Raw genomic sequence first — 26,725 nt, 5'->3', positions numbered from 1 at the left:
GTAAATTTTCAGTTTGATGCGTATATGCAAAGTTAAATACCAAACTATGTAACCAGATACAAATAAAGCATATTTCATATAATTAAAATATAAACAGAATAATTTATGATCAGATTTTTAATTACTACCTTATTGCTATTAATCACTTTAAGTGGTTGCTCCCAAACTACTCCTGTTAACGTTTGCTTTCAGTCTGCTAATGTTGAACATTGGTCTGAAGACATCGATTTATATAAAATCAATCTCGAAAAATATCATATAGACTTATATAATAAAATTAGCAAAGTTGAATTTGAAGAAGAATTACAGCAAATAAAATCAAAATTGAATAAAAAAACCAATATAGATGTAATCATTGATTTAATGCGATTAACTAGAAAAATTGGAGATGGTCATACCTCATTTTTAGCTAAAGGTATCGAAATGCACAAATTCCCAATAGAAGTTCATTATACAAATCAACACTGGAAAGTCATTAAAACAACTCTTGAACACAAAAATCTCCTAGGCACAACTTTAGCAAGTATTGATGGTATCTCAATCAATGAAATAGCTGAAAAAATTGGTGAAATTGCACAATATGTAGAAAATGATCAATCTAAAATACATAGAACAAAGCAAAACTTAATGAATGTAGAATTTTTGTATGGCTTACAATTAACAAAACAAAAATTTGAGGCTGAATTTACTTTTTTAGATAACAACAATAAGAAAACAAAGGCCTCATTAAAAGCTATAAGCAATAAAGATTATTACGAGAATACAGAATTTCAATCTATTAAAACTGTAATTCCAGGGTTAGAAAAACCAGCTGACTCAAAACATGATTTCTTATGGTTCAGCCCTATACGAGATACCAAAGCAGTTTATATAAAATTTCAAAGCTATCCTTCTTTTACCGAAATGGAATCTTTTGGAGAGTCTATTTTGACTTTTATTAAAAAGAATAATATAAAACAAATAGTCATCGATTTAAGGAATAATGGCGGTGGCGACTTTTTTGTAGGTACGTTCTTAGCTTACTACCTCAATCTTTCTGATAGTATTGATTGGAAATCAGGTGTTTATGTCTTAACAGACAAAGTAACTTTTTCTGCCGCTACGAGTAATGCTTCACAATTCAGACAAATTCTAAATGCAAAAATCGTTGGAGAACCTACGGGTTCTAACCCTACCGGTTATCAAGACATGGGACAGTTTGTACTTCCAAATTCAGAAATGATTGTGACCTACTCAAAACGTCTTTTTAGATTTCAAGACCAAATAACGCAAGGAGTACAACCTGATGTGTTAATTGAATATGATTGGGAAAGTTTTTCTAAAGGAATAGACAATGTGATGGAATGGGTTATTAATGATATAAAGGAAAAATAGTTTTATGAAATTACAAAAATACTTGGTGTAGCTATAGGAAAACCTGATTTGAAATAGGTCATTGTAACAAGTGTATAGTATCTGGAAGGTTCACTACAAGTTGGAATGAACCCATGGATTACAGAAGACTATGTAGCCTTGCAAGAAACTCAACGATATGATAGTAATCTATAAGTACGAACCCACTTTGGGAAAAGTAAAATTCTCTGATTTCACAAAAGACTTTGCCATAATTTACAACCAGCAATAATTATCTTTACTACTTATGGCAAATAAAAACCCTTATAAAATTAAAATAATTAGTGAATTTTATAAATTAAGAGGTTACGAGATCAAGTGTTTTTGTTAGTAACATTTGATTACATACTAATTGTTTTTGAGCTGCACTTTGTTAGTAAAAACAGGTCTATCTCCAATTATATAAAAATCTTCTGCTTATAAAGAATTTTTATTTAATACTTAATCGTCAAGTTTAGCGCTGTAAACTCTCTTGATTTTCCTTGATTAGTATTGTCAAATTCAAGGGTTAGATGCATTTTATTCCCTTTTTTAAATTCAATATTATCAATCTCACGAAAATGAGTATTAAATTTTGGTTGATTATTATTTATTGGTATTTCAAACTCAGTCCGAGTCAGAAGTTTTATTCCATTTGAGTGTTTGGTTGGTTCATCATAAGCTTTCTTTTTGTCTCTGTAAGGAAGCCTAAATGTCCAGGGGAATTGTGGGTGTTTTTCATTCGTAATTATATCAATCGACATTCCTTCTGGAAAATAATTCGGCTGGTAAATTTCACTCTTTTCAAAAAGTTTGTCGGTTGATTCTGAATTTATAAGACACAAACCAAAAGGTGAATGTCCGTTTTTTTCAAATTGAGAACGCTCCCATAGTTTTGTTTTAGAAGTCAATTCACTTTGAATTTCTTCCTCATTTACAACCCAAAGTATCTCCAAAAAAAAGTTTTCGAAGTAGAATTTTCGATTTGTGGTTCCTTGTCCCGGATGAAGTCGACTGCTCCCTTCAGTCAAACCAAAGTCAACCAAATGTTCAGCTTCTTTTCCATCATTACTGGAAAATATAAATATGTGGTCTATTTCCATATTTTCTAGGTCGGGTTGCAATCAACTTTATACGATCATTCCCGATTGTTTGTTTTTAACTCTTTCAATATAACCTGCAAAATAGAAAGGTATGTTATCTTCTTTACCGTTTTCAAGTCTTCCTTTAACTTTTTCAAACACTAAAATAGAGACTTCAAATTCAGGTTGTCCAGTAACAAAAATTGGTTGGTTTAATTTATCATACCAAAAGTATTTCCCGCCAAAGTTTTTTCTGGCTACTTCAAAAATATAAGACCCAGTAGTAGAAATTATATTTTGTTGTTGCTCAGATGTCATTTCATCATAAAAATCAGAAGCTTCTTCTAAGGCATTATCTACTTGTTCAAGACTTTTTACAGAATAATCTAGTCCAGAAAACCTATTAGAGGTATTAGAAACAAAGAAATCAGCTGACTTCATTATATCTATTGTAAAATCATCTAATTGATCTGTAGTATCAACTTTTGATTGTTCTTTACGCTCTTTTTTTGATTTTTTAAATCTATCAAATATTCCCATTTTCAATTATTTTCTTTAATTGGTTAGAACAGCATACAAGTACCTAAAACATTTATAAAATGATTACAATTATCTATCCTTAACTAACAGTATCATTTTTGTTTTCTAAAATTAGTTGTATTCTCAAAAATCAGCAATCTTTTGCCAGTTTTTTTACAGACTTCTACTTTAGATTATTTTTTTAATCCGATCATAAATACATCTAGATAAGAACGTTTTTAGCTTAAGAATAAGCTTTTGATTAGCATTGTTTATAATCCTTAATTAATGATTGGTGGTCCATTAGTTGCTCTACTAATGTAATGTGTTCTATTAAGTTTTTAAGGTTCAAACAAAAGATATTTATAGTTTAATATTGATGATTTCATGCAGTTACCTAATTATTGGCAGGTATCAAAAAAAGGTTTTGTGAAAGATGTTCACAAAACCTTTTTGTTATCATTGTAAAGATTGTCGCTATTTATCAATAACAATTCTCTTGGTGATATTTTTATTATTTGATGTATCGGTGATGGATATAAAATACACTCCGCTACCAGTTGATCTCATATCTAACACTGTATTGCGCTCAGTAAGTTCTCCTTTTCTTACTTCTTGTCCTGTTATACTAAGGAGGTTGTATGTTAATTTACTCCCCGAGTTGTTAACGATATTAAGGACTCCATCTGTTGGATTAGGGTATAATACTGCTACATCACTAGTTAATTCGTTATTTTGATCTGCAACTGAAACAGTATCATCAACTTTAACATTATTACTAGAAATAGAATTAAGAGTAGTAGCACCTGTATTGTTTGGATCTAACCAGTTAGAAAGTCTTGTACTGTTAGAATTTCCAAAATTCCAAGAGATATCAAATCTACCATACCAGTCTTCTTGACCATTATCATTGGTTCCAGAACATGCTGCAAATCCACCGGCTAATTGACCTATGATTCTTCCTCTTCTATCAAAAAGTGCAGATCCTGATGATCCTCCTTCTGTAACTCCCACATCCCAATTGTTAATTCTCCACATTTCTGTAGATGGATTTCCATTAAAACTTCTAGTAAACTTTTGTGGTGAGGTATCATCTCTACATACTTTCATAATATCTCCCGCCGGGTGATGAATCCCAAGAGTAAAACGTGTTGGCACTCTGCCTGAACGGTCCCATCCTGCAAATTCTAAATCCCAGTTATTGCCTAAACCTCCATCTAATCGCAAGAGTTTTACATCAGATTTTGAATTTCTAGCCAATCTGGTAGCTCCACTAGTGGTTTGATTTACTGAGGTATTTGTACTATTTGCTGTTGTAGCGCAAGAAGGGTTTGGACTAATCCAGTTGAAACGAAATGCCCAAGTAGATTCTGGTCCTGCATCACAATGGTTTGCTGTCAAAAAGAAAGGAGCGCCATCATTGTTTGTGTTGTTTATTAAGTTACCCGAACAAACAAAACCTTGCATGATAACAAAAGCTACAGAGTGCTTTAATCTATTTTTGATCGCATTACCTGTACCAATATTACAGTCTACATCTACATTACAATCGCCAGAATCATTTAATGCTTTCTGTTTGATCTCAACATCAGTTACAGATCGATATCCGTGGATTACTCTTCCCAAATTTATATCCCCTTGACCAACAACATCTTTAGGCTCTCTATATTCTATCCATACTTTTTCTCCTGCTACCATCCAGGTTCCCAGCATTTGATCAGGGCGATTAAATACATTGGTGTATGCTCCTAACAAATCTGTTTTATCATCACTATATAAATAAATGGTAGCTCCTGTAGGTACATTGTATCTATTAAAAACAAAATTTAGTGTCTTTGCGCCTTCAGAGTAAATTGCTATTCTATAAATATGATCTCCGTTTGGAAGAACATCTAATGTTCCATCTTTTTTGATATCTACATTTACTTTAAACTCATGACCGAATCTATAGGGCGTGGATCTATCAGAATCATTAACCTTATCTTCTGATTTAATTTTTTCTAAATTAAAAGAGGGCATTTTAATTTCTGAAATACTCTTTTTTGAAGATTTAAAAGAGGTTTCCCAGCTAGCGGGTTTTCCTTCATTTGTAACTTGGCCAAACGATATAAAAGAGCAAAATATCGCTGCTGCAAATAAAATAATTGTTTTCATATGTTAAGTTTTAAGAGTTACCTAAATGTAGGGATTAAATTAAAAACTGTACTGTGGAAAAACCGCGTGATAACTGATTAAATTACCACAATTAAGAAGAAAAAATTAGAATTAAAGAGAATATGTTACAAACTTAAGATACTTGTAAAAACAATGCAAAAAAAGTATTTAACCAGAAAAATCTTATAACATATATCCTAAAAAAACAATAGCTTTAATATTCATACCAAATTAACAGAAATTAACAGTGTTTAACTTGCATTAACAATCCTAACCAGAATAATATCGATTATTATTTCAAAAAAAATTGCATTTGCCTCAAAAAAATATGTGATTTTATTTAGCAAAATACAATGCTATTTTTGTTTAGATTTTTCAGTAAAATACTTTGGTTTCCAAACAAGATTTCCAAAAATAATACGAAGTTTATCTTTAAGTGTTCTACACTTTTTTACGTCTTGCCAAATATTTTTGTATTCTATAAAATTAATTTTTAATGGATTATTGGTATTGATAGGTTTAGTTAATCCATATATTACTTTTTCTTCTTCTCTCTGATATGTTCCAAAAATATGATCCCATATCATAGTAATCCCACCATAGTTTTTATCTAAGTATTTTCTATTTGATCCATGATGCACCCTGTGAACAGAGGGGGTGTTAAAAACTAAATCTAACCAACCTAGTTTTGTAATGCGCTCTGTATGTATCCAGGTTTGAAACTGAGCTACAAATATCAGACCTACTATAGCTTGAAAAGGGCTAAACCCAATGAGTACCATAGGAACGAGAAATACCCATTCAATTAAAGGTTCTACTATACTCAATCTAAGTGAGATCGTTAAATTATAATCTTTTGAAGAATGATGTACACTATGATTTGCCCACAAAATCCTATGTTCATGTTCTATCCTATGCATCCAATAATAGGTAAAATCTGCAGCAATTATAGCACAAACCCAAGACCACCAACTTTCGGGGATAGAGAAAGGTGTAAAATAATGAAAAGGCATTAATACAATAATCCCGAGAGTACCTACAATCGTTTTTTCTAATATTTGATTAATTAAAAATATACTGAAATTAGCTAATGAGTCTTTCCATCTTCTTTTTTTTGCAGTAATTACGTCTATAATAATTTCTAAGATTATAATAGCCATATTGAAAATGAAAAAATAAGCAATATAAGTCATAAAGGGCGATTCCTCAAACAGAGAGATAAGTCTTGCAAAACTCATAGTATTAGTTTTTGATAGGTAGATGTACGTATTTTATATCTGGATCAAAAAGTTTATCTATATTTCACTACAAATTTTAGACATTCTTTTATCTCCTTTTTTCAACAAAATGATTCTTTTTATAGCTCGTAGTTATTGAAAGTACTGGCGAAGTTCATTATCTTGAGTTTACTTTCTTTGGTATAAAGTAAGAAAACCAAGAGAACCAAAGTATATTAAGTAGTTGCCAAATCGACTCTTGACCTTGAAAATAATCTACCATTGTTGGTAGTTTATAAAAGCCGATCAGACCAAATAGACCTAGAAACCAGTAACTGCCAAATTTATAATTTTTCATACGATAAAAGTAAGGTCAGTATAGTACAAGTTGTTTGTCCATTTTAGACAAGTTAAAGAACATGAGCAAATTTCTGCTATCTCATCTTTTTTTGGTTTTCTTGTGATGGTGTATATAAATCTATTTGTCTACAAATTTTAATTAAACATCTAGTATCCAATAACTATTAGTATAGTTATTGGGATTAATTGAAACGATAATTGCATAAGAAATCACGTTAGCAAACGTTTTATTATTCTGTTTCTTTTCCAAAATACTCTTCATAGGTTTGATAGTCTGATTTTTGTAATCCAAAATATTCTTTCCAACCGCCTATTTTTTTATAAAAATCTCTCATTCCATATTTTCTGGGTCTGGTTTTTATTAATATATCTTGTATGTCTCCATATCCAGAATAAGAATGAGTTTCATACACAAATACTTGAAACCTGAACTTACAAACAGGAGATTCTCCCCATTGCCCAACATACACTGGCACAAACCAAATCCAACTAAATCCGACAATTAGAATCGATAAAATCATATTTCGAATTAATCCCTTTGAATTCTTTTTACGTTTATAAATTTTGATATTCCAAATGATATAACCAGTAATAATTAACACTATAATTATAAATATGATTTTGGGAAATTCCATTTTTACTTCGATCTAATGTTTGCTACTAAAATAATATGTATTTCTATGTGGTTAACCATTTGTAAATGTTGATAATCATATATACTTGATCACTAGCATTTTTATCATTATTGAATTATGTTATGATTATTGATAGTGTAAATAGTTTTTATTCTTGATCATACCGTTGAGGCACCTGAGGGTCATAAAGTGGACAACCAAATTCATACATTATATCAATTATTCTATTCATATCCTCTCCACTCATTCTGTAGCAATCAAATCGAACAAATTGTTTGGTAGTAAATATTTGAAAACTACCATTTCCATTGGGGTTTTCAAAATCTATATTACTATCATTCATTTTCCAGCTGGTAAATTCTTTTTGAACATCTCTCAAAATAGATTCAATGGGTAAATCCTCTAAGCCATCTATAGTTTGTGCATCAGAACATTTTTCATAAACTTCCTGATTGTCTAAATATATCCCTTTCTTATACTTCCAAAAGTCTAAATCGTAACTCATTTTTTATATTAATTTAAAACTCCTTTTCAATTTATTATCCCATTATGCATTATACACTGTCACAAATTAAGTTGAGATTTCTTTTCTCGAAAAAACATAAGATCTTCTTCGGTAATTGCATCTTTTGAAATAGACATCATTTATCGTGTTCTTTTATTTACAATCAAATGAAGAGCATCTTTTTGATCATCAATTTTTTTGATCCAACTCCAATCTTTGGTCTCAACCAAATCTTTGTTTCTATGGGTAATGGTTATATGATCTTCATAAAAAATAACATCGGCATCATATCGTATCTTTTTAGCTTGTATCTTGGCACTTATCAATAATAATAGCAGGACAAATGCAATCAATCCAAAAAAATACAAAGCAAAAGAACGTGCTATTCCCAGTGACTCTATTGGTGATACGTATGCAAAAATGAAAGCTCCTAACATATATCTCCAAATACTCCTTCTCAAAAAGAAATATAATTTTGCCTTTAGGATCGTTTTGAGATTAATAACCATCCGTTTTGTTACCATAATCTTGCAGGTTTTAATTCTATATTGAAGTCATCTTGACTTCATTAATAATTAAGTGTTTTGATATCCTTTGTTTTTCTTTTTAGTAATGAGTTTTTCCATTTCTTTTGTAGCCTCATACGTATCTTTATACGATTTTGATAATACCTGTGGTGTATTGCCTATTCTACCGTAGCGAATGATCAATGTATTGTTGTCCTGGCCAATCTCCCAAAATTTATTACTTCTTTCTGAGGTAAACTCTAATCTTGTAAAGTCGATATCAGGATGTAATTGTTGAGTATCTTTCTTGTTTTTTTGAGATGTATTTGGTTCATCAGCTTTTTCTTCTGTAATTGTTGTATCAACTTTTTCTTTTACAGTTGTATTACCATTACGGTTTTGATCTACTATCTCTTGTTTAATGATGTGATTAGAGATTAGTTTTTCGACATCTACAGATCGATTGAGTATTGTAAACTCACCATTTAATATAGATTCAATCTGTTGGATACAATGTTCTTGTTTTTCAAACCAGTCTTTGGCAAAAATTCTTACAATTCTCCATCCAAACCCTTCTAATATTTTAGACTTTTGACAGTATTGCTCGATGATATTTTCATTTTCATAAAATGAGCTTCTGTCGATCATAATACCAAGTAGATATTTTTGCCCTTCTTTGGCTTTGATCCCCAAATCGCATTTAAAATGGGATTGTCCTATAGATTCGTCTACATCGTAACCTTTGGATACAAATATTTCTTTAATCTGGTGGGCAATAAGGCTCACTGACTGTACTTTTATCTGGTGTTCATTTTGATAAATACTATCTAGTACTACATTAGCATCGTTGAGTCTACCATCTGAAATAAATTTTGCATAAGACAAAAACTTCTTGAAATAATTGGCTCCGGGATTGTATTCATTTTTAATCTCTTTATCAAGAATAGAAGTCACGACTACCATATGCTCTTTTGCTCTGGAGAAAATTACATTGAGCCTTTTTTCGCCTCCGCTTCTGTTTATCGGGCCAAAATTCATCAGCATTCTACCATGTGCATTAAAGCCGTAGCAAATACTTAGAATAATAATATCGCGCTCATCACCTTGTACATTTTCAAGATTTTTTACAAATAATCCATTAAACTGATCTTCATCAAATCGTTGATATTCTTCTTCCAGCAAGAGATCAAACTCAGGGTCTTTGTTCGATAAGGTTTCCAGCGCTAATTCTATTTCGGATTGCTGGTCTTTTGAAAAGGCTACAACTCCTATACTTTTATTACAATTACTCTTTAATAACTGTGAAATGATATTAGCAATATAGATCGCTTCTTCTGTATTTCTTCTTTTTTCATACACTCCATTTTCCAAATGATAAAAGCTGATACTTCGTTCTAAAATTTCGTTGATATCGACCTCATCACTTGTATTGGTAATTGGGGGTATAACATCCTGTACATTTTGATTTATTTTTTGATCAGGTATAGTGAGTAATCGCTTTTTATAAAATGCTGTGTTGCTAAAACTAATCAGGCTCTCACGCTTACTTCGATAATGCCACCCAAGCATGACAGATGATAATTTGCGTGTTCCTTGATTAAGAATACTATCGGCATCTAGGCTAATGCCTATTTTTTCTTCAGTTTCCTCTTCTTCTTCATCTGCATAATTTGTTGCTGCAAAAAAGTTAGTCGGTGGCATTTGCATCTCGTCGCCTACTACTATTGTTTGATTGGTTCTAAACAATGCAGGTACAGCCTCTTCTACAGTAATCTGGCTTGCTTCATCATAAATAACAACATCAAACATCTCGATCTTGATCGGCATAGTATCAGAAACACTTAACGGACTCATCAACCATACCGGCTTTATATCTGTAATCAACTCATTGGTTTCGCCCGATACCAGTTCTCTAATTGGTTTGTATCTCATGGATTTATTAAACTCATTTTCGAGAATTCTGCGAGCACTGTTTAACCGTTTTTTGTCTTCTTTTTCTTCTTTAGTAAGCTGAGAAACCGGGGTTTCTGTAAGTCTAATTTTATTTAGAAACCCTTGTCGTACTTCGGCTCCTATAATTTCTACGTTACTTTCATAATAATCTTGCAGTAATGTACTTATATTAAGAATACTTTGCTGTAATGCTGTGGCATCCAAATCTGCAAAATCTGATTCGTTTTTATAAATGTTGTGTAATGCAGCATATGCAATATTAAACTCAAATTCTTCTACAGACCATTTTTTATGTTGTAAAATCGTTCTTAATGCTGCCGTTACTTCATGTAGCTGTTTAATATACGGTTTATATTCATGAAATACTACCAAACCTTGCTTGATGTCTGTTAGTTGATCTTCTAACTGGGATAAAGTAAGATGTTTTATAGACAACCCCATTGCATTACATTGCTCTTGGAGGCTATTATATTTATCTTTCATTTGGATCAGAAAGTCCAGATAATCTCTGTTTGTATTATTGATCCATTGTTGTAATAACACTTCCTTTTCTTGTTGCGTATTGTGTATCCAGTTGAGCGTATCTTGTGTAAGTGCAACCCCAAAGGTATCAACAGCTTTTTTATGCGTTTTTGTGATCGAGGCTTCTATATCATGTGCTTTTTGCAAACGCTCCAGAACATCTGTTATGTCTGGTTTGATACTATGCTTTGTAAAATCGTACGTTTCTGTAATCTGTTTTTTCAGTTTATAAAACCCGGGATTAAAAAAGCGAAAAACAGAACTTTTATACGATTTCCATTTTTGTAAAGCAAAGCTTGTCTCATCTGCATCGGGTTTTTGAATCCAGTTTACTGTTTTTTGATCCTGTTCTGCTTTGCTTTCTTCGAGTGTATCTAATTCTTTTTTGAGTTTTAAAAAATCTCTGTATTCATACGAATTTGATTCAAAAACAAGAAGTTTATCGGCTTCATACACCTTGCTAATCTCTTGCGCTAATGCAAAGTGCTTATCAAAATCAAAAAAGGTTTGATCTTCAGCTTCTTCAAAGGAAAGTACCTCTACTCTCTCTATTAATGCGTCTAGTGTATAAAAACTGTCTGTAAGCAGTTCTCTTACTTTTGATTTTGGGTTTTTGCTTCCTAATATTTCAAAAGAAACTTTAGCCAGATTATATTCAGAAATACTTTTATTAAGTTCTTTGGTCCACTGCGTAATCCAGGATTTATGTTGCTGCCATTCTTTTATAGTAGGTAATTGTTCTAAGTCATCTGGTGTTAAAGGTGTTGCGTGTTCTGTATATGTCAAAAGAATTTGATACAACTCTAATGGAGAAACTGTACCTTCTTTCATAGTCTGATGAAAATAATTCAAACTCGAAAGCTCTTGATCTATTAATTGAATAATCGCATGTCTACGCTTTTGTATTGAATTATGATTGACTTTATTGGTTAGAAAATCTTCATATGTTTTTTTGAGATCCTGAATAAATTCTTTTTTATCTGTCTGTGAGTCATGAATAAGACAACATAAGTCATCTAATTTTTTGTTTTTTAATCGATGATACACCACATCTAATGCTGCACGTTTTTCGCAAACGAACAATACTTTTTTTCTACGAGCAATATAATCTGCTATTAGATTGGTAATGGTTTGTGATTTACCGGTACCGGGAGGGCCTTGTATGATATAACTTTCTCCTGATTTTGCAATCTGTACGGCTTTCCATTGTGTAGGGTCTGCCGTAATAATAGGATAGTTATTCAACAAGTCATCGTGACTCATTACTGTTTTGTACGCATCAAGATCAATATGTTTTGGTCTCTCGCTAAAGATTTTTTCAAAAATATCATCCTTAATTTTTGAATCAATGATATGATTATAATCACTGACCAAACTCATTTTGCGGTATCTAAAATTACCCAGAGTTACATTACAGGTATCCACCTCCCAAACCAAGGGATTAATCTCGCCATCATTATCGTTATGATAAAACGTTGTTTTTTTCTCCGGTATAATAGATTGAACGTTTGGTTTGATATCATCATTGATAATAGCTTCTAGAACAGCATTTTTACTTTTAATATGTTTTTTAAAAATCTGTAATCCCAAAGGTTCGTAGTTTTTGGATTGGTATGAGTAAGAAAACGATCTTAGATTGATTCCTTTACTACGATTATTGAGTTTTTTTCGCTTTAGATTATAATTTTTCTTTGCTATAGAATGAATCAGTTGAATTTTTGGTTTTTTACGCCATTTGAAACGAATTCCTGTATTACCAGTATCGATTTGAGATTGAATAGAAGCTATTAAGTTTTCTATAGAAGTGGTTTCGAGATTGATATAATCGGGTAGTATAATATCATATAATTCTTTAAAATAATGAATTAGTATCGGGTTTACCTCTGCTTCGCCATCATAAAATGAGAGATCAAACTGGTCTTGAACCCCTTTTTTCTTTGTGATTTCTGTAGGAATTAATAAAAGTGGTGATGTAATACGTTCTTCTTCGTTCTCTTTATAATTATACCAATGTAAAAAAGCAATTACCGTACGTAATTGACTAAACCCATACTCATCTTTACTTTTTTTGGCTTCTAATCGAATTGAATTCAAAGAAGGGGCTAAAAAACGATTGTTTTCAAAATCCAAATACTGATTGAGCCGTATTTTTTTTGTATCAACTATTTTGGTTTTGATACCCTCACTCCAATATATCAAATCGTTTTCTGTAATATTTTTATAGTCTAATAAAAGAGGAACAGAATTAATGGTAAGGTTAACAAACTTGTTTTTACTTGAAAAATACAACAACTTATTTCTTCTGCTAATATCAAATAATCTATTGCGTAATCTTGATAAGATCCAGGTATTTCTTTCGGAAACATCCTGACGTCGAAATCCTTCTGTATTTGTTAAGTCTACATAGTTTTCCGGATTATATTCTCTGTAATTTTCGAGTTTTACTATGACCTCTTCTACACTTGTGGTTCTGTCTTCTCGGTACAATGCAGTCATTTCATAAATCACATCAATAATAGTAGGATGTAAATTCTTATTTAAGAAATATAGACGTTCACGATTTTCTACAAATGAAGAGAGTTCTTCTTTTTGTCTAAAGTCTAACCCAAAAGCCAAGCTTGCCAGCAACTGGCCGGCAACAAAAATATCGGTTAGCGGATCATATACTCCTTGATGATAATCCCAAGGATAGTAGTTAAGAAAATAAACAGGCCTATCAATCTTAGCATGTGTATCCTCTACAATATTTAAGTTTGTTCTTTTTACAGTACCCGAAGAAATATCATTATACTCTACATAATTTTCTTCAACTGTAAGTACAGAATCATTAATGTTTTTTGTAAATATTTCTTCTGAAGTTAAAACAAAATCTTCTCCCTCTTTATCAAGGTATAGAAATCCTTTATCTATTGTTATCTTGTTTACTGAAGTTAGAAATGCTACTTTATTTTGTGCTCTGTAATCGTTGAGTTGTTTTAGAAAAGGAATTACATACGCTACAAAATCCCTAGACTTTATTTGTCCGTATTCTTTTATTTTGATCAATAAATCAAAAAAAGCATGTTCTTGTGTATTCATATTTATTCCTGATATAATCCGTTTTCTCCGTTTTCGTTTACTTTTACTAACTCCTGTAGTATTTTTTCTTGTAGTGTTTTGAAAGCTCTGGCAGTTAATTTAAGTTCTTTGCGTACAATTTTTGAATATGCTTCTTGTAATTGTAATTGTTCTGCTATTTCTAAGGTATACCCTAGTGCCAATTCTTCTAGATCAGCATCGACTCTAGCAAAATCTAATAATACATAACTAAAGTAATCATGAATTGATGTTTTTGCTTTTTTGATAATGTCTGCCAACTCATCAACCGACATCCCTTTGGCTGTCCTTGTAAAATCACTAAAATACTTTTTACACAAATTTTGCACTGTAGACGTATTCATCCAATCCGGTGCGATAATTAGTTTAAGGATATCTCTGGTATATTTTTGCACTTCTTTTTGTTGAAAAATATCAAGTGTTTCGAGATCTAATGCCCCTTTTATTAAACTGTTCCATTCTATAGCCGGACTTAGCTCCTTGTCTCTACTATACTTAAGCGCAAGGCTTCTAATATAAGCTTCGGGATGTGAAAAGTTCTTACTTGCTTCGGGATCTTTTTTTATGATTTCTTCAGCTTGCAGAATATAGCTATCTGCGTTTACCTCTGATAACCCTGTATTCATTTTTACCAATGCACTGATCACTGTCTTGTAATCTTTGCATACCAAAAGAGATCCTGCATCACAATACAGCTCTAGATATAATTGATATATTCTGGCAGTTTGTATATAAGCATCATCACTACGATAATCATTGGCAAGTGCAATAATAATACGTTGGGTTACTTCAAAGCTTCCATCTTCAATTTTGAAAAAAAGATAATGAGACAGTTCATGAGCAAGTACAGCTTTTACTTCTTCGGGTGATAAAATTTTAAGCAAGTTGCCTGATAATACGATATGTGCCTCTTTTTCAACAATAGAAATCCCGGCATTTAATTGTGTACTATTATATTCTTGATATACGGTTACATCTGCATCAATAAAAAGAATTTCTTGTATCTCTCTGATAATCTCATACACTTCTGGATGAGAAGTTTTATCCAAACGATATGTATTTTTTAAAAGATCTGATTTGAATTTAGTAATCTGTTTTTCTTTGATCGTATCAGACTGAAACCACTCCCAAGTTTTTTTTCTTTGTTTAAAATGATCCCTTAATGTATTGTGATACGCAAACGGTGCAAGTGTATTCATATAAAAATATTTGTATCCCTGAACTCTTATATCTCTGCAAATTAATGTTTTTTATTATCATAACCCTGTTATGCATTTGAGTAATGTTAATTTTTTTGTGTAAAAAATAATTTGATGAGCCAAGTATTGCTTTTATCAAATAATAAGTTGACATTGTGTAAATAAAAGTAAAATTGAATACGGCAATACACTATCAAAAGTTATGGATACCGATATTAAATACATAGAAGAACATTATCTAGAGTTTCAGGATATATGCATCCAAGCCAATATTTCTTCTCAAGAATTAGATGGATTAATTGATAAAAATTTAATTCCTAAACCTTCTTACACTATTGAAGTTACTACTATTGTAACATCTCCTTTGGACGACAGTAAAAAAATTACAGCGCTAAAACAGTATTTTCCCAAAAGTACGATTGCATTAATTAAACAAAACGCTACCAAACAAAATCCTGATACATTTAAAAATGATATCAAGAAAGATTTTATAGAAACTTTTTTAAGCCATGACGATAATTTATATGCTTATGGTAACATTTTGGCCTCTGATGGGAGTATAGACGATAGTAAACTAGAAGAGGAATTTGAAAAAGAATGGAAATATTACCTACAAGAAATCTACGGCATTTGTACACTAAATAATACTGGCAAAGAGATTGCGAAAAAGGAAATTGCTGTAAAAAAAATAATCGATTTTATTTCAATACATAATGGTAAAATTCTTTCTGATTCAGAAAAGGAAACACTCTTACAATTAAATGACCAATATAATGAGGTATCTAATTTGTTTGCACCTTATCAAAGAAAAAGTAGTAGCCGAGGGAAGTATCTTGATCAACTTCTAAAAAAACATCAATTAGATGAGTTGATCAAAAAGTATGACTCTTAAAAAGGGTCAAAAGAATGCTACCGCCAGAATTTCAAACAGATTTTTTTAGCCTGAAGCCTTATGCTCTCGAAAATGAAGACAAATATATTGAGATCGTATTAGACGAATTTTCAATACAATACATGGGTGGTTCGAGTGGGATTGAAGATGATGAACGAAAGCTATTCAAAAAAATATTTCAGATCTATAATAGAAATGATGAACGTTGGTTTTGGATATGGGGCATTTATAAAAATGAGTTACTATGTGGTCACCTTGAACTAAAAGAAACAGAGCATACAACAGATACTGAATTGGAAATCGTTTATATGATCCATCCCAATGAAAGACGGAAAGGTATAATGAGTAAGGTTTTGTCTTTTATAAAAGAAAAACAGCAAGATTGGAAAAAGAGAATAATTGCAACTGTTAATCCTAAAAATTTAGACTCAATAACACTATTAGAAAAATGGGGAATAGAAAAAACAGAAATATTAATAAATAGTGAAACAGGAGAAGAGTTTTTAAAACTCATATTAAAAAAATAACGAGTCCAAAATGAAGAAGCATATCTTTTAAACTAAAATTATATCAATCATATAAGCAAAAAAAGAGCGTCATAAAGCTTATCAAATTTAACTTCTAAAACCATATATTAATTTTATAACCCCCAGTAAAGTTTGTCTAAAATGTTTATTTTCAAATGCTATTAAAAAGCTATAGTATTACAACCTTTTAATGTTGACTAATTATCCAAGAAATGAAAACAAGAAAAATCAGATATCTACTACTTATTCTACTATTTTCTGTAACTATATATGGTCAGATCAATCAAACCCTCAGTCAACAACTCTGGAAGCAAGTGCAAAGTTGTCATAATTCACTAGAAGATGTAGACGATGACGGAAAAATTGATTATGATGAAATTATTGATGATTCTAAAAATGGATATTTAAAAATTGCAGGAGGCTGGCCTACATGTGGTTGTAGTTGTGAAAGTATAGCAGGAGCATACCGTAAAAAGTCAGGTCAATACTTATTCATTCAGAAAAGCTATTGGGAGTGTTCCTGGAAAAGAGAATTTTCTTCTAGTGATCAATTCACTACCATATTTCCATTTGACCTTGAGAAAGATGGCTTTTTTTCACAAGATATTGAGTCCTTCAATCAAACTGCAACATTCTATGTTGATCTTGAAATCCCAAGAAAAGGTACTGATACCAAAGTTTTTCTTAAAACAATTCCATTTGGGTTAGATATTAAAAATAAAGGTAATATCGTATTTGGATATTCAGAAGAGAGCCATACATCAAATTATAATCAATTATACCAAATCAGTAAAATCGTAAGAGAAATTAAAAACCCAAAGACGCTACAGTATATTTTAAAAAATCAGTTTGATAACATCTCAGAATCTGATGCGGCATTAGTATATGAAACTATCGATAAGACTGATCAAGGGTTTAAAAATAAAATGGAATTGGTAAGTATGCTACAAGAGTTAAAACAAAAATATGATCTTTTTACCAAAATTAAACATCAATGGTTACTTCTTGGTTGGGATCGAACAACAGGAGCATTTTATATCAAAGAAAAAGGTAACCGACCTGAGGCGGTTACCTTTAGAGAATTTTTGATGAACAATCAATTTTGGAGTCCTATGTGTTAATATTATACATCCAAACTTTTGAATTCGTTATCCATCTCTTCTGATTCTAAAAAATAATATTTTCAGAATTCACGATATTCCTAATGATTTCTTTAAAAAATCTATGGCGGCAGCTTCAAATTGTATAGAAATCTCCTCTTTTGGAGCCATCACCTCAAAAGCATGAGGAACACCTTTTACCAAATGTATATCACACGATATTCCCGCTTCTTTTAAACGTCTGGCATAGATATTATATTCTTCAAAAAAGAGATCTAATTCACATTGCCCAATCCAGGCAGAAGGGAGTCCAGATAGATTTTCGCACCGAGATGCAGCAGCATATTTAGGTAATTTTTTGGCTCCTGCTCTGTGTGGATTAAGATAAGTGTTCCAACAAATTCGGTTTACCTTATTATTCCAGACAAAATGATTTTTGATATCTAAAGAATGATCGACAGCCGTTCTATCATCTATCATTGGATAAAACAAACATTGAGCCTGTGGTTGTATCCCTCCATGATCTCTAATACGTTGTGCTAATGCAGCAGCAATACCTCCTCCGGCACTGTGCCCTGCTATAGCTAATTTATCAGAGGGGATATTACATTTTTCAGCATTACTGACCAACCAGTTCCAAGACTTGAAACAATCATCTATATCTGCTGGAAAAGGATGCTTGGGTGCTAATCGATAATTAGGAACAAAAACTGCTACTGACAGCTCATTAACAACTTTGCTTGATATACTATTGAGATGTTTGGGTTTCCCTGCCCAGTGCCCCCCTCCAAACATCCATAGAATAGCTCCTTGTGGTGCAGCATTCTTTGGAGTAAATATCATCATTTCGACACCATCATTTACTTCCTTTGTTACCTTTACACCTTTATCTAATGGAGTACGAGCTCCTATATTATACATCAAACGCGATATTGGAAACAATGATTTGATATGCCATGGGATTCTGGGCAAAGAAAGAACTGCTTTTCTAATCTCTGGCGCCAATCTATCAGGGTTCATAGTATTACAGGTGTTTTAAAAACCAGTCTAGAGCAAGTTGCTTACCTCTCTCATATCCCTCAAAATAGATTCCATAATGTGTAATATCAGGAATAACTTCGTAATAAGTCTCTACGCCTTTATTTTTAAGATATTCATAAGCTGCGCCACCATTTTCACGAATATTCATCATCTCTTCATTACCTGCATCTATAATCAATGTGGGGATATTGATTTTTGTAAGATATTCGGTAGGTCGATGTTGTATCATACGGGCAAAATGTGGTGTCCCATAGTTTGGAGTATTTTCAAAAGGAAATGCATCGGTACCTTGCGGAATAGGAGCGATTTTTCCACGAGCAATCTCAATAGCGCGTTGATTCATTATAGGAATAAATTTTTCAGGAAAATTAGAAGCCATAGGTACTTGAATAGAAAGTGCTTTGATTCTATCATCCAAAGATGCAGCCCCGAGAGCTATTCCTCCTCCAAAACTAGACCCCCAAGCACCTATACGATCGGGATCTACATTGGGTTCTCCTCGAAGATAGTCTACTGCAGAACAGAAGTTTTGTATCCAATCGATAGGATCTACAAGTTCTCGAACCATGCGCACCTTCATTGTTGTCTCATTATTTGCATCTAATGCAGGGATTTCTTCTGCCGGCAGAAGCATTCCTTTAGAACCTCTCCATGAATTTACCGTAAAAGTAATTGCGATTATTCCTTTAGAAGCAAAAGAAGCAGCATAACGCTCTGCTGTATGTTTATCCCCTCCGAGGCCATGACTCGTTACTACAGCTGGAAGTTTTGCATCTTTTTCAATATGTTTTGGTCGATAAATATCAGCATCAAGTGCTACGCCAAGACTCCAAATCGTGATTTTTTCACTTATTACATTTTCAGGCATGATTAACGGAGCGTATTCTGCCGGTTTTAAATTGTCTTCAGTCATGATTTTTTCTTTTTTAAGTCCAAGCTTTATTGATTGAGTCTTCATCTTTTTCAATTGAAGTATTTCTGGATTGTATTCCTACTACTTTCCAGACTCCATCTATTTTTATGATTTCAAAATGCGCTACATAGCGTTGTAGTTCTGTCTGATCAGCAGCTCTTCGTGACCAAATAACCTCAATAGCTCCACCATTGTCATTATACACTATAATTTTTTTATCCGGCACATGTGTATGCGAGTACCCTCCTTCTTTCAAAAGCTTATGTTGCAGCTCTAAAAACCCTACAATCTCTTCTCCTGTCATCATCCATTCTGCTATTGGAGGATTATCAACTGTTGCATACAAGGGAGTGCCCCAATATTGTAAGATAAACTCAGGACCTTCTTTACGTTTACCTGATCCTACTTCTACCCAATGATTAAAGTATGTTTTAAAAAACCACTCTGAAATCTCTTTTCTTGTACTTTCTAAATTGAAACTCATTTTTAAAATTTTTTGAATATTTAATTGTTACGTCATGAAAGGTGATGTTTATCTCTAAAAAAATCACTTTACGAATTGGCTTTCACTCCTATTCTTTCAATGCAACAAGTCATTTAATAGTATTTGTATTGAAAACTGATAGTATGAGCTTTTTGATCACAAAAACTACATTTTGAAATAAAATCCTAAAATATACAGATAGGTATTGCAACTATAGTGTTATAAATCTTAATTATTGTTGCAACAATTTTGTTCATTTATTGTATAATACTTAGGAATTACTAAATTCTTGTTAAATTTACTTCCGAAATGAAAGTAAATATAAAAATAACTTTCAAAACGAAAGCAATATATGGTAGAAAAAATATTCAGATCTCAATGTCCGATAAGTTCCGGACTTGATTTATTTGGTGATAAGTGGTCTTTATTGATCGTAAGAGACTTATTGTATCACAGCGAACGAACATTTAAAGATTTTTCACAATCAAGTGAAAACATTTCCTCTGCTCGCTTGGCAGATAGGCTTTCAAAGTTAGAAAAATCAGGTTTTCTTACTAAAAGTAAACACCCTACAAACAAAAAGGTATTTCTTTATCACCTAACTCAAAAAGGGCGAGATTTAGCTCCTATTTTAGCCGAATTTGTTTGTTGGTCAAATAAATACCTCAACGATCATATTTCTGAAGAGTCTAAACTTTTTGCAGAGCAATTAAAAGATAACAGAGAACAAGTATTGTCTAAATATCAAAACCCCTAAAAACCTACTCTTATGTCGTTTTATCAAAAAATAGCTGAAATCGGAACAAAATTCTTCAAGAAAAAAACCTTATTCAAATATGGTTTTAATCTCTCTCCCATGTATAGAAGAAGTACGGGTAGAATAACCTATGTTTCAGAAGACTTATTAAAAATACAGATTAAACTTCCTTTAAGCTATAAGAATAAAAACTACGTTAACTCTATTTTTGGTGGCAGCATGTTTTCTGCCGTTGATCCTATTCCTATGGTCCAATTAATCAATTTAATAGGTAATGATTATGTGGTTTGGGATAAATCAGCAGAAATTTCCTTTAAAAGACCAGCCAAAACTAACCTTTATGCTTCTTTTACGTATTCTACAGAAGAATTAGAGATCATAAAGCAGAAAGTAGCCGATGAAAATGAAATTGAAATTTTAAAAACTACACTTCTAAAGGATAAAGATGATAAAAATGTATACTGTGAAGTAAAGAAAGTAATTTATATTGCAAGTAAATCTTATTACAAAGAAAAACTAAAAGCTAAAAATAAAAAGTAGAATACATAGTTTCAATTAATGTAGTTAATAATTTGACAGATTATCAAACGCTACCGACCAAGATGTGTAAATGACAAGACAAGGACATTAATTTATAGTAAATTTACTTTCGATCTTATAAAAATAGAGATGCACATAGACAAAATACCTGATATTTATATACAAAAAGATAAAAATGAACAAGATCTATTTATCTATGATTTTAAAATGACTGAAGAAAGTATTAAAACTAAAGTCAATTTAAATATGCATATGTTTAGCTTCTTGCAAACAGGTAAAAAAGAAGTTCATTTTGCAAACACATCTGTTGTTGTAGATAGTCAACAATCTATTTTGATAAAAAAAGGAAATTGTTTGTGGAGTGAACTACTGGATAAAGAAGAAATCTATTATTGTAAACTTTTTTTCTTTTCAGAACATAGACTAAAACAGTTTTTGGATAAGCATATCAAACTTAAAAGGCCACCAAAAAAGGCTTCTTCTTATTTTACTATTGAAAATGATTCTTATCTAACCTCTTATCTCAATTCGTTATCTACTATAAAATCTGCTCCTCAAGATGTATCGAATAGTTTATTATCTGTAAAATTTGAAGAATTACTTGTGTATTTGATTAGTAAATATAAGACCATTTTTGAAGACTATTTACTATCCTTGATCACTGAAGAGGTATCATCTTTTAAAAAAAGTATTGAACAAAATGTATATTCTACCCTATCTCTTGAAGAAATTGCTTTTTTGTGTAATATGAGCCTTTCTACTTTTAAACGACATTTTATAAAAGAGTATAAGGTTTCCCCAGGGAAATGGCTTCGAGAAAAACGGTTATTAAAGGCTAAAGAACTATTAGAAAAAGGCAACTTAAAGTCATCAGACATTTATCTTGATCTTGGCTACAGCAATTTATCTAATTTTAGCAGTGCCTTTAAAACAAAATTTGGTGTAAGTCCTTCTAATATATAAGAATCTCTATTTCTAAAACACATTAAAAAAATGACCTTTTTTCATAACTAATTGAACCTTTCTCATAAATATTTAGATTTTTATCTGCATTATTTTTGTACTGTAATTGTTAAACAGTATTAAAAAAATTATTATGAATATCACACTAGAGCAAGCAGAAAAAATTATCGCAGAGGCAAAATCAAAATCAACAGCATTAGATACAAAAATGAATATTGCAGTAGTAGATGCCGGAGCAAACCTAGTAGCTTTTGCCCGTATGGATGGAGCTTGGTTAGGATCATTGGATATTGCAATAAAGAAAGCAAAAACAGCACGTTTTTTTGATATGAATACCGGTGCTATTGGTGAATTATCTCAACCTGGGGGTTCTTTGTACAATATTGAACATTCAAATAATGGGTTGATAACTTTTCCCGGAGGAGTTCTTATCAAAGATGCAGAAGGTACTATTATTGGTGCTATCGGAGTAAGTGGTAGCTCTGTCGAAAATGACCATGCTGTTGCTGAAGCAGGAGCAAGTGCTATATAAATATAGTTAAAAGATAATAATCTCTTTGTAAAAGCAATGCACTTTGAAGTAAATCAAAGTGCATTGTTTATATAACTTAACTTCAACTTTCTATATCAAAGTTTGATTATTATCACATTATATTACCTAGCTATTCTTATTGTATCTTTTTTGATTTTCCTTTGGTCACTGCCGGAACTCCTGCCACCACAGTGTAAGGCAGTACGTTATTTAATACAACTGATCCAGCAGCAACTACTGAGTGCTCGCCAATTGTTATATTTCCTAGTACCGTAGCATTAGTACCAATAACTACATTAGACTTTATTTTAGGATGTCTATCACCATCTGATTTACCGGTTCCTCCTAGCGTAACATTATGGAAAAGAAATACATGATCCCCAATTACACATGTTTCTCCGATTACAACTCCCATTGCGTGGTCTATAACCAAACCTTCCCCTATTTTTGCTGCCGGATGTATATCTACACTATACAATTCGCAAGTTTTTTTGCTCAACCAATTAGCCATAAAATATTCATCATTTTTCCATAATTCATGAGCTAGTCTATACAATACTAATGCATGAAAACCTCTGTATAGAAGAAGGACTTCGATATAAGTTTTACAAGCAAAATCCCTTTCATAAAAAGCTTTAAGATCTTTTTCGATATCAATATTTTTAATTTTTTCTTTAAAAAGCAACATCAAATCTCCTATCTCAAAATCTTTGTCAGATAGTTTAGTGACCAAAATTTTAAAAACAGCTTCTAGCAGGTTATTACTATTCTCAATATATTTTTTAATAAGTAGCCTAGCAATAGTATTATCTAACTCATTGGCCTCTGCTAAAATTTTTTCCCAAAGATTACTCATTTTTTAAGATTCAATTGATTTAAATCGATTTTATAAATATTGCCCAAACCATTTAATGGAGAATTAAGATAAGAAGTAAAAGACTCAAAAGTATATGTTGAATCAACCGAGCTAAAATCACGATTAATTCTACTAGAAAAATAAAGAGTTTTTCCATCAGGAGATACTTTAGGGGAAAAATCATATGTATAAGTATTCACATCTGAACCTAAATTTTGGACAGGTGACCATTTCCCTTCTTTTTTAATAGAATAATGTATATCATCATATCCATAGTCTCCTGGTTTATGCTGTATCATGACAAATAACATATTCCCATCTGGAGAGACCCCAACATTGCCTTCATGATATTTAGAATTTATCACACTGTCTAGAAGAACCGGGGTTTGGTAATTGTTTTCCTTAAAATCTGCCTTATAAACGTCTAAGTCACCAAAACCTTCTGGTCTATTGGAGCAAAAAAATAAATTTCCTTTATTGTCTACAGAGGGCGAAAACTCGTTATACTCAGTGTTGATCCCTTCTTGTAATCTCATTGGTTCCCCCCAACTTTTGGTGTTTATTCTCTCTACATACCAAATATCATTACTAGCGTTAATCTTATTATTACGACTGATTGGTCTTCTTGAACTAAAATAAAGTCTTTTTCCATCAGGAGAAAGCGCAGGCGAACCATCACTATATTTGCCAGAAAAACTAGCTATTTCTGGTTCTGTCCATTCACCATCAACTTTTGTCGAGTATGCAATTGTACTATATGCATGATCATTTGAATACACCGCAAAATAGATTTCATCACCGGCAGGGGTAATACTTGCGTGCCCCTCGAAATGAGATCGTGAAATTACATAAGGCCCAACCATCTCTGGTTTGTAATGTAATTGATCTGATATATCAATATGGTTTGTACTAGCAATTGATTGTGTATTATGTGTTGTTTTACTATTGCAAGAAAGTAGAATAGCTGATAGTATTACAAGTGTAGCTAATTGTCTCATATCTTAATCTTATATATTCAGGTAAATCATATATTACCTATAGTTGATATCAATATTTTTTTTTATTTCTAAACCCATTTGGATATTACATCTTGCATAAGGGGTAAAAAATCCAATTACTTTTTGAAAACCTAGTTTCTTGTATAATTGAATTGCAGGTTTTAAAATCGTATTACTTTCTAAATACAACTTCTGCGCTCCCAAAGATTTTGCTTCTTCTATTACAGATTTTCCCAAAAGATATCCTATCCCTTTACCTTTCATCTTTGGCAAAACCGCCATTTTTGCTAATTCAAAATCATACTCATGGTTTTCCATTTTTATCAACGCACAAACTCCCACAGGTTCATTTTCATAAAGAGCGAACAGAATCTTACCTCCTTTATCAATAATATATTTTTCTGGATTATCTAGTGCCTTATGATCAGCTTCTTCCATTTCAAAATATGTTTCAATCCATTCCTGATTAAGTCTCTTAAAACTTTCATTATATTTTGGATCGTAAGGCACTATTTGTATTTTTTTTGCTTCTCTATATTTCTTTTCTTCTTTAACTCGTTGTAGTAACGATTTTTGTTCAAGTAACATTTCAAATTCTTCGATGGCATACCACATATTGAATTTACTTTGATCCAATATTTTGGCTACTGCCTTTTTTACATCAGCATATTGGTCTTCTATTCGGTCTGCAATTTGTTTTCCTTTTGCAGTGAGTCTTATATTATTTTTTCTTCCATCATTTTTATCCTTTTTTTCGGACAAAACTTTATGATTGATCATCTCACGAACTATTTTGCTTACAGAGGGGTGAGAATGTCCTATTTGATTTGCGATCTCGGTAATCGATTTTTCTCCTTCTTTTGAGACAATATAAAATACAGGAAACCATTTTGGTTTCATATCTACATTATACATTGGGTAAATCTTATTAGCATCTTCGGTCATTTTTTCATTCAACATTCTAAATCTTGTGCCGATAGTCATAATACCAGCTTTATCAAAAAAATCCATATCTAAAGTTATTTACGTAACTAATTACGTAAATATATTTATTTTATTTATAAAAAATCATTTTTTTATTGTTTTTTTTAATCCATGCTATGTACATCATATAAGTTACATAGCTATGTTTTTCTCTTTTTATGCTAGGTGATACAATTCTATTGCTTCGGAAATTTCTTCATCTCATTCTTTTGGAAAGTACATGAGTATTATAGTTTTTCTAATTTAAGAATCAAGTTTACATTATGGTTTTCAATTGTATCTAAGCTTGGAGTATTTGTCTTCTCTATTGAATTGTACCATTTCTTTTGCAAAAAATATCGCTCCATCTCCCCTCCTTTTTTAAAAATAAAGCCATTACGGGCAAATATTTCATTCCGTATAATTTTTAAATCTCTCTTGGAGTAACGTTGAAGATCTTTTACTGACAGTTTTACAAAACTTGTTTCAGGGTAATCCCCAAACGATTTTTCTACCAAACTATCATCATTAAACTGTAAATAATGATACACTTTTTCATTTTCTATTTCATTATAGAAAGAAGCTAAGCCTTTTGTTCCTTTTTTCAAAAATAGATTAGAATCATCAGCGCACACATATAATTGGTAGGAGATATCACCTATATAAAGTATACCTTTTTCATATGTAACAGATTCTCTATGATGTTTTAGTACCCATGTATTATTTTCCCAATCATTATATTCTGTACGGGCAAATAGTTGATCATTACTATATATTATTTCTAACTGGGATTCAGCTTCAGAATCTCCAAAATGATAACTCCCCTGATAGTCGGATATTTTTGGAGATTTTATTTTTTTTAGGCTTGAAAAATTAATTTCTTCGTTTTGAACGGATACATAAGCTTTATAAATTGTATCATTATTTTGACTAAAACTAGTAGTCAAATTACTTACTATAAAAACAATGATCACAAGTCCTTTTTTCATTCTTTTGATATCTAATTGTGATCAATATAAAACAATGTTTTTAAATAGAAT

The 26,725-nt window shown here is 31.5% G+C and carries 24 protein-coding genes; 8 read left to right on the top strand and 16 right to left on the bottom strand.

The genetic code is table 11. The features are described 5' to 3' along the window. Nucleotides 1-105: 105 nt before the first annotated feature. Nucleotides 106-1,374: a S41 family peptidase gene (locus tag FHK87_RS20885; protein WP_140596285.1), complete on the top strand. Its 1,269-nt coding sequence runs from the start codon at nt 106-108 to the stop codon at nt 1,372-1,374. Between the two features lie 452 nt (nt 1,375-1,826). Here the strand turns inward: FHK87_RS20885 and FHK87_RS20880 are convergent, their stop codons facing one another. The 9 genes from FHK87_RS20880 to FHK87_RS20835 form a co-directional block, all read right to left on the bottom strand. Further along, entirely contained in the window at nt 1,827-2,474 is a 648-nt protein-coding gene (locus FHK87_RS20880) for a VOC family protein (protein ID WP_140596283.1), read from the bottom strand. Between the two features lie 27 nt (nt 2,475-2,501). Continuing rightward, nucleotides 2,502-2,993: a hypothetical protein gene (locus tag FHK87_RS20875; protein WP_140596281.1), complete on the bottom strand. Its 492-nt coding sequence runs from the start codon at nt 2,991-2,993 to the stop codon at nt 2,502-2,504. A 456-nt stretch (nt 2,994-3,449) separates the two neighbouring features. Further along, nucleotides 3,450-5,126 (bottom strand): T9SS type A sorting domain-containing protein, encoded by a 1,677-nt coding sequence (locus FHK87_RS20870; RefSeq protein WP_140596278.1) that lies wholly within the window; start codon nt 5,124-5,126, stop codon nt 3,450-3,452. A 356-nt stretch (nt 5,127-5,482) separates the two neighbouring features. After that, nucleotides 5,483-6,364 (bottom strand): sterol desaturase family protein, encoded by an 882-nt coding sequence (locus FHK87_RS20865; protein WP_140596275.1) that lies wholly within the window; start codon nt 6,362-6,364, stop codon nt 5,483-5,485. A gap of 569 nt (nt 6,365-6,933) precedes the next feature. After that, nucleotides 6,934-7,338: a hypothetical protein gene (locus tag FHK87_RS20855; RefSeq protein ID WP_140596271.1), complete on the bottom strand. Its 405-nt coding sequence runs from the start codon at nt 7,336-7,338 to the stop codon at nt 6,934-6,936. Nucleotides 7,339-7,486: 148 nt separating this feature from the next. Beyond that, nucleotides 7,487-7,843 carry a hypothetical protein gene (locus FHK87_RS20850; protein WP_140596269.1) on the bottom strand — a complete coding sequence of 119 codons (357 nt, stop codon included), beginning with the start codon at nt 7,841-7,843 and terminating at the stop codon, nt 7,487-7,489. Between the two features lie 140 nt (nt 7,844-7,983). Next, nucleotides 7,984-8,367, bottom strand: coding sequence for a hypothetical protein (locus tag FHK87_RS20845; protein ID WP_140596267.1), 384 nt, complete (start codon nt 8,365-8,367; stop codon nt 7,984-7,986). Nucleotides 8,368-8,418: 51 nt separating this feature from the next. Continuing rightward, nucleotides 8,419-13,902 (bottom strand): AAA domain-containing protein, encoded by a 5,484-nt coding sequence (locus FHK87_RS20840; RefSeq protein ID WP_140596265.1) that lies wholly within the window; start codon nt 13,900-13,902, stop codon nt 8,419-8,421. Between the two features lie 2 nt (nt 13,903-13,904). Further along, nucleotides 13,905-15,119 (bottom strand): SprT-like domain-containing protein, encoded by a 1,215-nt coding sequence (locus FHK87_RS20835; protein ID WP_140596263.1) that lies wholly within the window; start codon nt 15,117-15,119, stop codon nt 13,905-13,907. A gap of 202 nt (nt 15,120-15,321) precedes the next feature. Here FHK87_RS20835 and FHK87_RS20830 point away from each other — a divergent pair, with 202 nt between their 5' ends. The 3 genes from FHK87_RS20830 (at nt 15,322) to FHK87_RS20820 (ending at nt 17,659) form a co-directional block, all read left to right on the top strand. Further along, on the top strand, nt 15,322-16,011 hold the full coding sequence (locus FHK87_RS20830) for a DUF6058 family natural product biosynthesis protein (protein ID WP_140596261.1): 690 nt from the start codon (nt 15,322-15,324) through the stop codon (nt 16,009-16,011). A gap of 14 nt (nt 16,012-16,025) precedes the next feature. Further along, the gene (locus tag FHK87_RS20825; protein ID WP_140596258.1) at nt 16,026-16,538 is read left to right on the top strand and encodes a GNAT family N-acetyltransferase; all 513 of its coding nucleotides are present in this window, start codon (nt 16,026-16,028) and stop codon (nt 16,536-16,538) included. Between the two features lie 212 nt (nt 16,539-16,750). Next, nucleotides 16,751-17,659: a hypothetical protein gene (locus FHK87_RS20820; protein WP_140596255.1), complete on the top strand. Its 909-nt coding sequence runs from the start codon at nt 16,751-16,753 to the stop codon at nt 17,657-17,659. Between the two features lie 69 nt (nt 17,660-17,728). On the opposite strand, the gene FHK87_RS20815 is transcribed toward FHK87_RS20820, so the two are convergent. Genes FHK87_RS20815 through FHK87_RS20805 form a run of 3 tightly spaced genes read right to left on the bottom strand, consistent with a single transcriptional unit; the run spans nt 17,729 to nt 20,076 of the window. Further along, complete coding sequence (locus tag FHK87_RS20815; RefSeq protein ID WP_140596253.1) at nt 17,729-18,658, bottom strand: alpha/beta hydrolase; 930 nt, start codon at nt 18,656-18,658, stop codon at nt 17,729-17,731. Between the two features lie 4 nt (nt 18,659-18,662). Next, nucleotides 18,663-19,592 (bottom strand): alpha/beta hydrolase, encoded by a 930-nt coding sequence (locus tag FHK87_RS20810; RefSeq protein WP_226294348.1) that lies wholly within the window; start codon nt 19,590-19,592, stop codon nt 18,663-18,665. Nucleotides 19,593-19,605: 13 nt separating this feature from the next. Further along, the gene (locus FHK87_RS20805; protein ID WP_140596248.1) at nt 19,606-20,076 is read right to left on the bottom strand and encodes a DUF6841 family protein; all 471 of its coding nucleotides are present in this window, start codon (nt 20,074-20,076) and stop codon (nt 19,606-19,608) included. A 352-nt stretch (nt 20,077-20,428) separates the two neighbouring features. On the opposite strand from FHK87_RS20805, the gene FHK87_RS20800 reads away from it, so the two are divergent. The 4 genes from FHK87_RS20800 to FHK87_RS20785 all read left to right on the top strand — a co-directional run bounded on the left by FHK87_RS20800 (nt 20,429) and on the right by FHK87_RS20785 (nt 22,868). Then, nucleotides 20,429-20,833, top strand: coding sequence for a winged helix-turn-helix transcriptional regulator (locus FHK87_RS20800; RefSeq protein ID WP_140596246.1), 405 nt, complete (start codon nt 20,429-20,431; stop codon nt 20,831-20,833). 12 nt (nt 20,834-20,845) lie between these two features. Then, nucleotides 20,846-21,373, top strand: coding sequence for a DUF4442 domain-containing protein (locus FHK87_RS20795; protein WP_140596244.1), 528 nt, complete (start codon nt 20,846-20,848; stop codon nt 21,371-21,373). Nucleotides 21,374-21,502: 129 nt separating this feature from the next. Next, complete coding sequence (locus tag FHK87_RS20790) at nt 21,503-22,336, top strand: helix-turn-helix domain-containing protein (protein ID WP_140596242.1); 834 nt, start codon at nt 21,503-21,505, stop codon at nt 22,334-22,336. Nucleotides 22,337-22,469: 133 nt separating this feature from the next. Next, nucleotides 22,470-22,868, top strand: a complete 399-nt coding sequence (locus tag FHK87_RS20785; RefSeq protein ID WP_140596240.1) for a GlcG/HbpS family heme-binding protein — start codon at nt 22,470-22,472, stop codon at nt 22,866-22,868. A gap of 136 nt (nt 22,869-23,004) precedes the next feature. On the opposite strand, the gene cysE is transcribed toward FHK87_RS20785, so the two are convergent. From cysE to FHK87_RS20765, 4 genes are all read right to left on the bottom strand, one after another. Further along, nucleotides 23,005-23,724: a serine O-acetyltransferase gene (gene cysE, locus FHK87_RS20780; protein WP_140596238.1), complete on the bottom strand. Its 720-nt coding sequence runs from the start codon at nt 23,722-23,724 to the stop codon at nt 23,005-23,007. Continuing rightward, nucleotides 23,721-24,722 carry a TolB-like translocation protein gene (locus tag FHK87_RS20775; protein WP_140596236.1) on the bottom strand — a complete coding sequence of 334 codons (1,002 nt, stop codon included), beginning with the start codon at nt 24,720-24,722 and terminating at the stop codon, nt 23,721-23,723. Before FHK87_RS20775 ends, cysE begins: the two co-directional genes overlap by 4 nt. A 33-nt stretch (nt 24,723-24,755) precedes the next feature. Next, entirely contained in the window at nt 24,756-25,733 is a 978-nt protein-coding gene (locus FHK87_RS20770; RefSeq protein WP_140596234.1) for a bifunctional helix-turn-helix transcriptional regulator/GNAT family N-acetyltransferase, read from the bottom strand. Nucleotides 25,734-25,933: 200 nt separating this feature from the next. Beyond that, nucleotides 25,934-26,674: a YARHG domain-containing protein gene (locus FHK87_RS20765; protein WP_140596232.1), complete on the bottom strand. Its 741-nt coding sequence runs from the start codon at nt 26,672-26,674 to the stop codon at nt 25,934-25,936. Nucleotides 26,675-26,725: the final 51 nt, after the last annotated feature.

Origin of the sequence: Aquimarina algicola (assembly GCF_006443095.1) — a bacterium.
GTDB classification, from domain to species: domain Bacteria; phylum Bacteroidota; class Bacteroidia; order Flavobacteriales; family Flavobacteriaceae; genus Aquimarina; species Aquimarina algicola.
This window is presented reverse-complemented; position numbering and strand designations above follow the sequence as displayed.

Coding starts and splice junctions, on each gene's coding strand:
- FHK87_RS20885 (WP_140596285.1), top strand. CDS start 106: ATGATCAGATTTTTAATTACTACCTTATTGCTATTAATCACTTTAAGT.
- FHK87_RS20880 (WP_140596283.1), bottom strand. CDS start 2,474: ATGGAAATAGACCACATATTTATATTTTCCAGTAATGATGGAAAAGAA.
- FHK87_RS20875 (WP_140596281.1), bottom strand. CDS start 2,993: ATGGGAATATTTGATAGATTTAAAAAATCAAAAAAAGAGCGTAAAGAA.
- FHK87_RS20870 (WP_140596278.1), bottom strand. CDS start 5,126: ATGAAAACAATTATTTTATTTGCAGCAGCGATATTTTGCTCTTTTATA.
- FHK87_RS20865 (WP_140596275.1), bottom strand. CDS start 6,364: ATGAGTTTTGCAAGACTTATCTCTCTGTTTGAGGAATCGCCCTTTATG.
- FHK87_RS20855 (WP_140596271.1), bottom strand. CDS start 7,338: ATGGAATTTCCCAAAATCATATTTATAATTATAGTGTTAATTATTACT.
- FHK87_RS20850 (WP_140596269.1), bottom strand. CDS start 7,843: ATGAGTTACGATTTAGACTTTTGGAAGTATAAGAAAGGGATATATTTA.
- FHK87_RS20845 (WP_140596267.1), bottom strand. CDS start 8,367: ATGGTAACAAAACGGATGGTTATTAATCTCAAAACGATCCTAAAGGCA.
- FHK87_RS20840 (WP_140596265.1), bottom strand. CDS start 13,902: ATGAATACACAAGAACATGCTTTTTTTGATTTATTGATCAAAATAAAA.
- FHK87_RS20835 (WP_140596263.1), bottom strand. CDS start 15,119: ATGAATACACTTGCACCGTTTGCGTATCACAATACATTAAGGGATCAT.
- FHK87_RS20830 (WP_140596261.1), top strand. CDS start 15,322: ATGGATACCGATATTAAATACATAGAAGAACATTATCTAGAGTTTCAG.
- FHK87_RS20825 (WP_140596258.1), top strand. CDS start 16,026: ATGCTACCGCCAGAATTTCAAACAGATTTTTTTAGCCTGAAGCCTTAT.
- FHK87_RS20820 (WP_140596255.1), top strand. CDS start 16,751: ATGAAAACAAGAAAAATCAGATATCTACTACTTATTCTACTATTTTCT.
- FHK87_RS20815 (WP_140596253.1), bottom strand. CDS start 18,658: ATGAACCCTGATAGATTGGCGCCAGAGATTAGAAAAGCAGTTCTTTCT.
- FHK87_RS20810 (WP_226294348.1), bottom strand. CDS start 19,592: ATGACTGAAGACAATTTAAAACCGGCAGAATACGCTCCGTTAATCATG.
- FHK87_RS20805 (WP_140596248.1), bottom strand. CDS start 20,076: ATGAGTTTCAATTTAGAAAGTACAAGAAAAGAGATTTCAGAGTGGTTT.
- FHK87_RS20800 (WP_140596246.1), top strand. CDS start 20,429: ATGGTAGAAAAAATATTCAGATCTCAATGTCCGATAAGTTCCGGACTT.
- FHK87_RS20795 (WP_140596244.1), top strand. CDS start 20,846: ATGTCGTTTTATCAAAAAATAGCTGAAATCGGAACAAAATTCTTCAAG.
- FHK87_RS20790 (WP_140596242.1), top strand. CDS start 21,503: ATGCACATAGACAAAATACCTGATATTTATATACAAAAAGATAAAAAT.
- FHK87_RS20785 (WP_140596240.1), top strand. CDS start 22,470: ATGAATATCACACTAGAGCAAGCAGAAAAAATTATCGCAGAGGCAAAA.
- cysE (WP_140596238.1), bottom strand. CDS start 23,724: ATGAGTAATCTTTGGGAAAAAATTTTAGCAGAGGCCAATGAGTTAGAT.
- FHK87_RS20775 (WP_140596236.1), bottom strand. CDS start 24,722: ATGAGACAATTAGCTACACTTGTAATACTATCAGCTATTCTACTTTCT.
- FHK87_RS20770 (WP_140596234.1), bottom strand. CDS start 25,733: ATGGATTTTTTTGATAAAGCTGGTATTATGACTATCGGCACAAGATTT.
- FHK87_RS20765 (WP_140596232.1), bottom strand. CDS start 26,674: ATGAAAAAAGGACTTGTGATCATTGTTTTTATAGTAAGTAATTTGACT.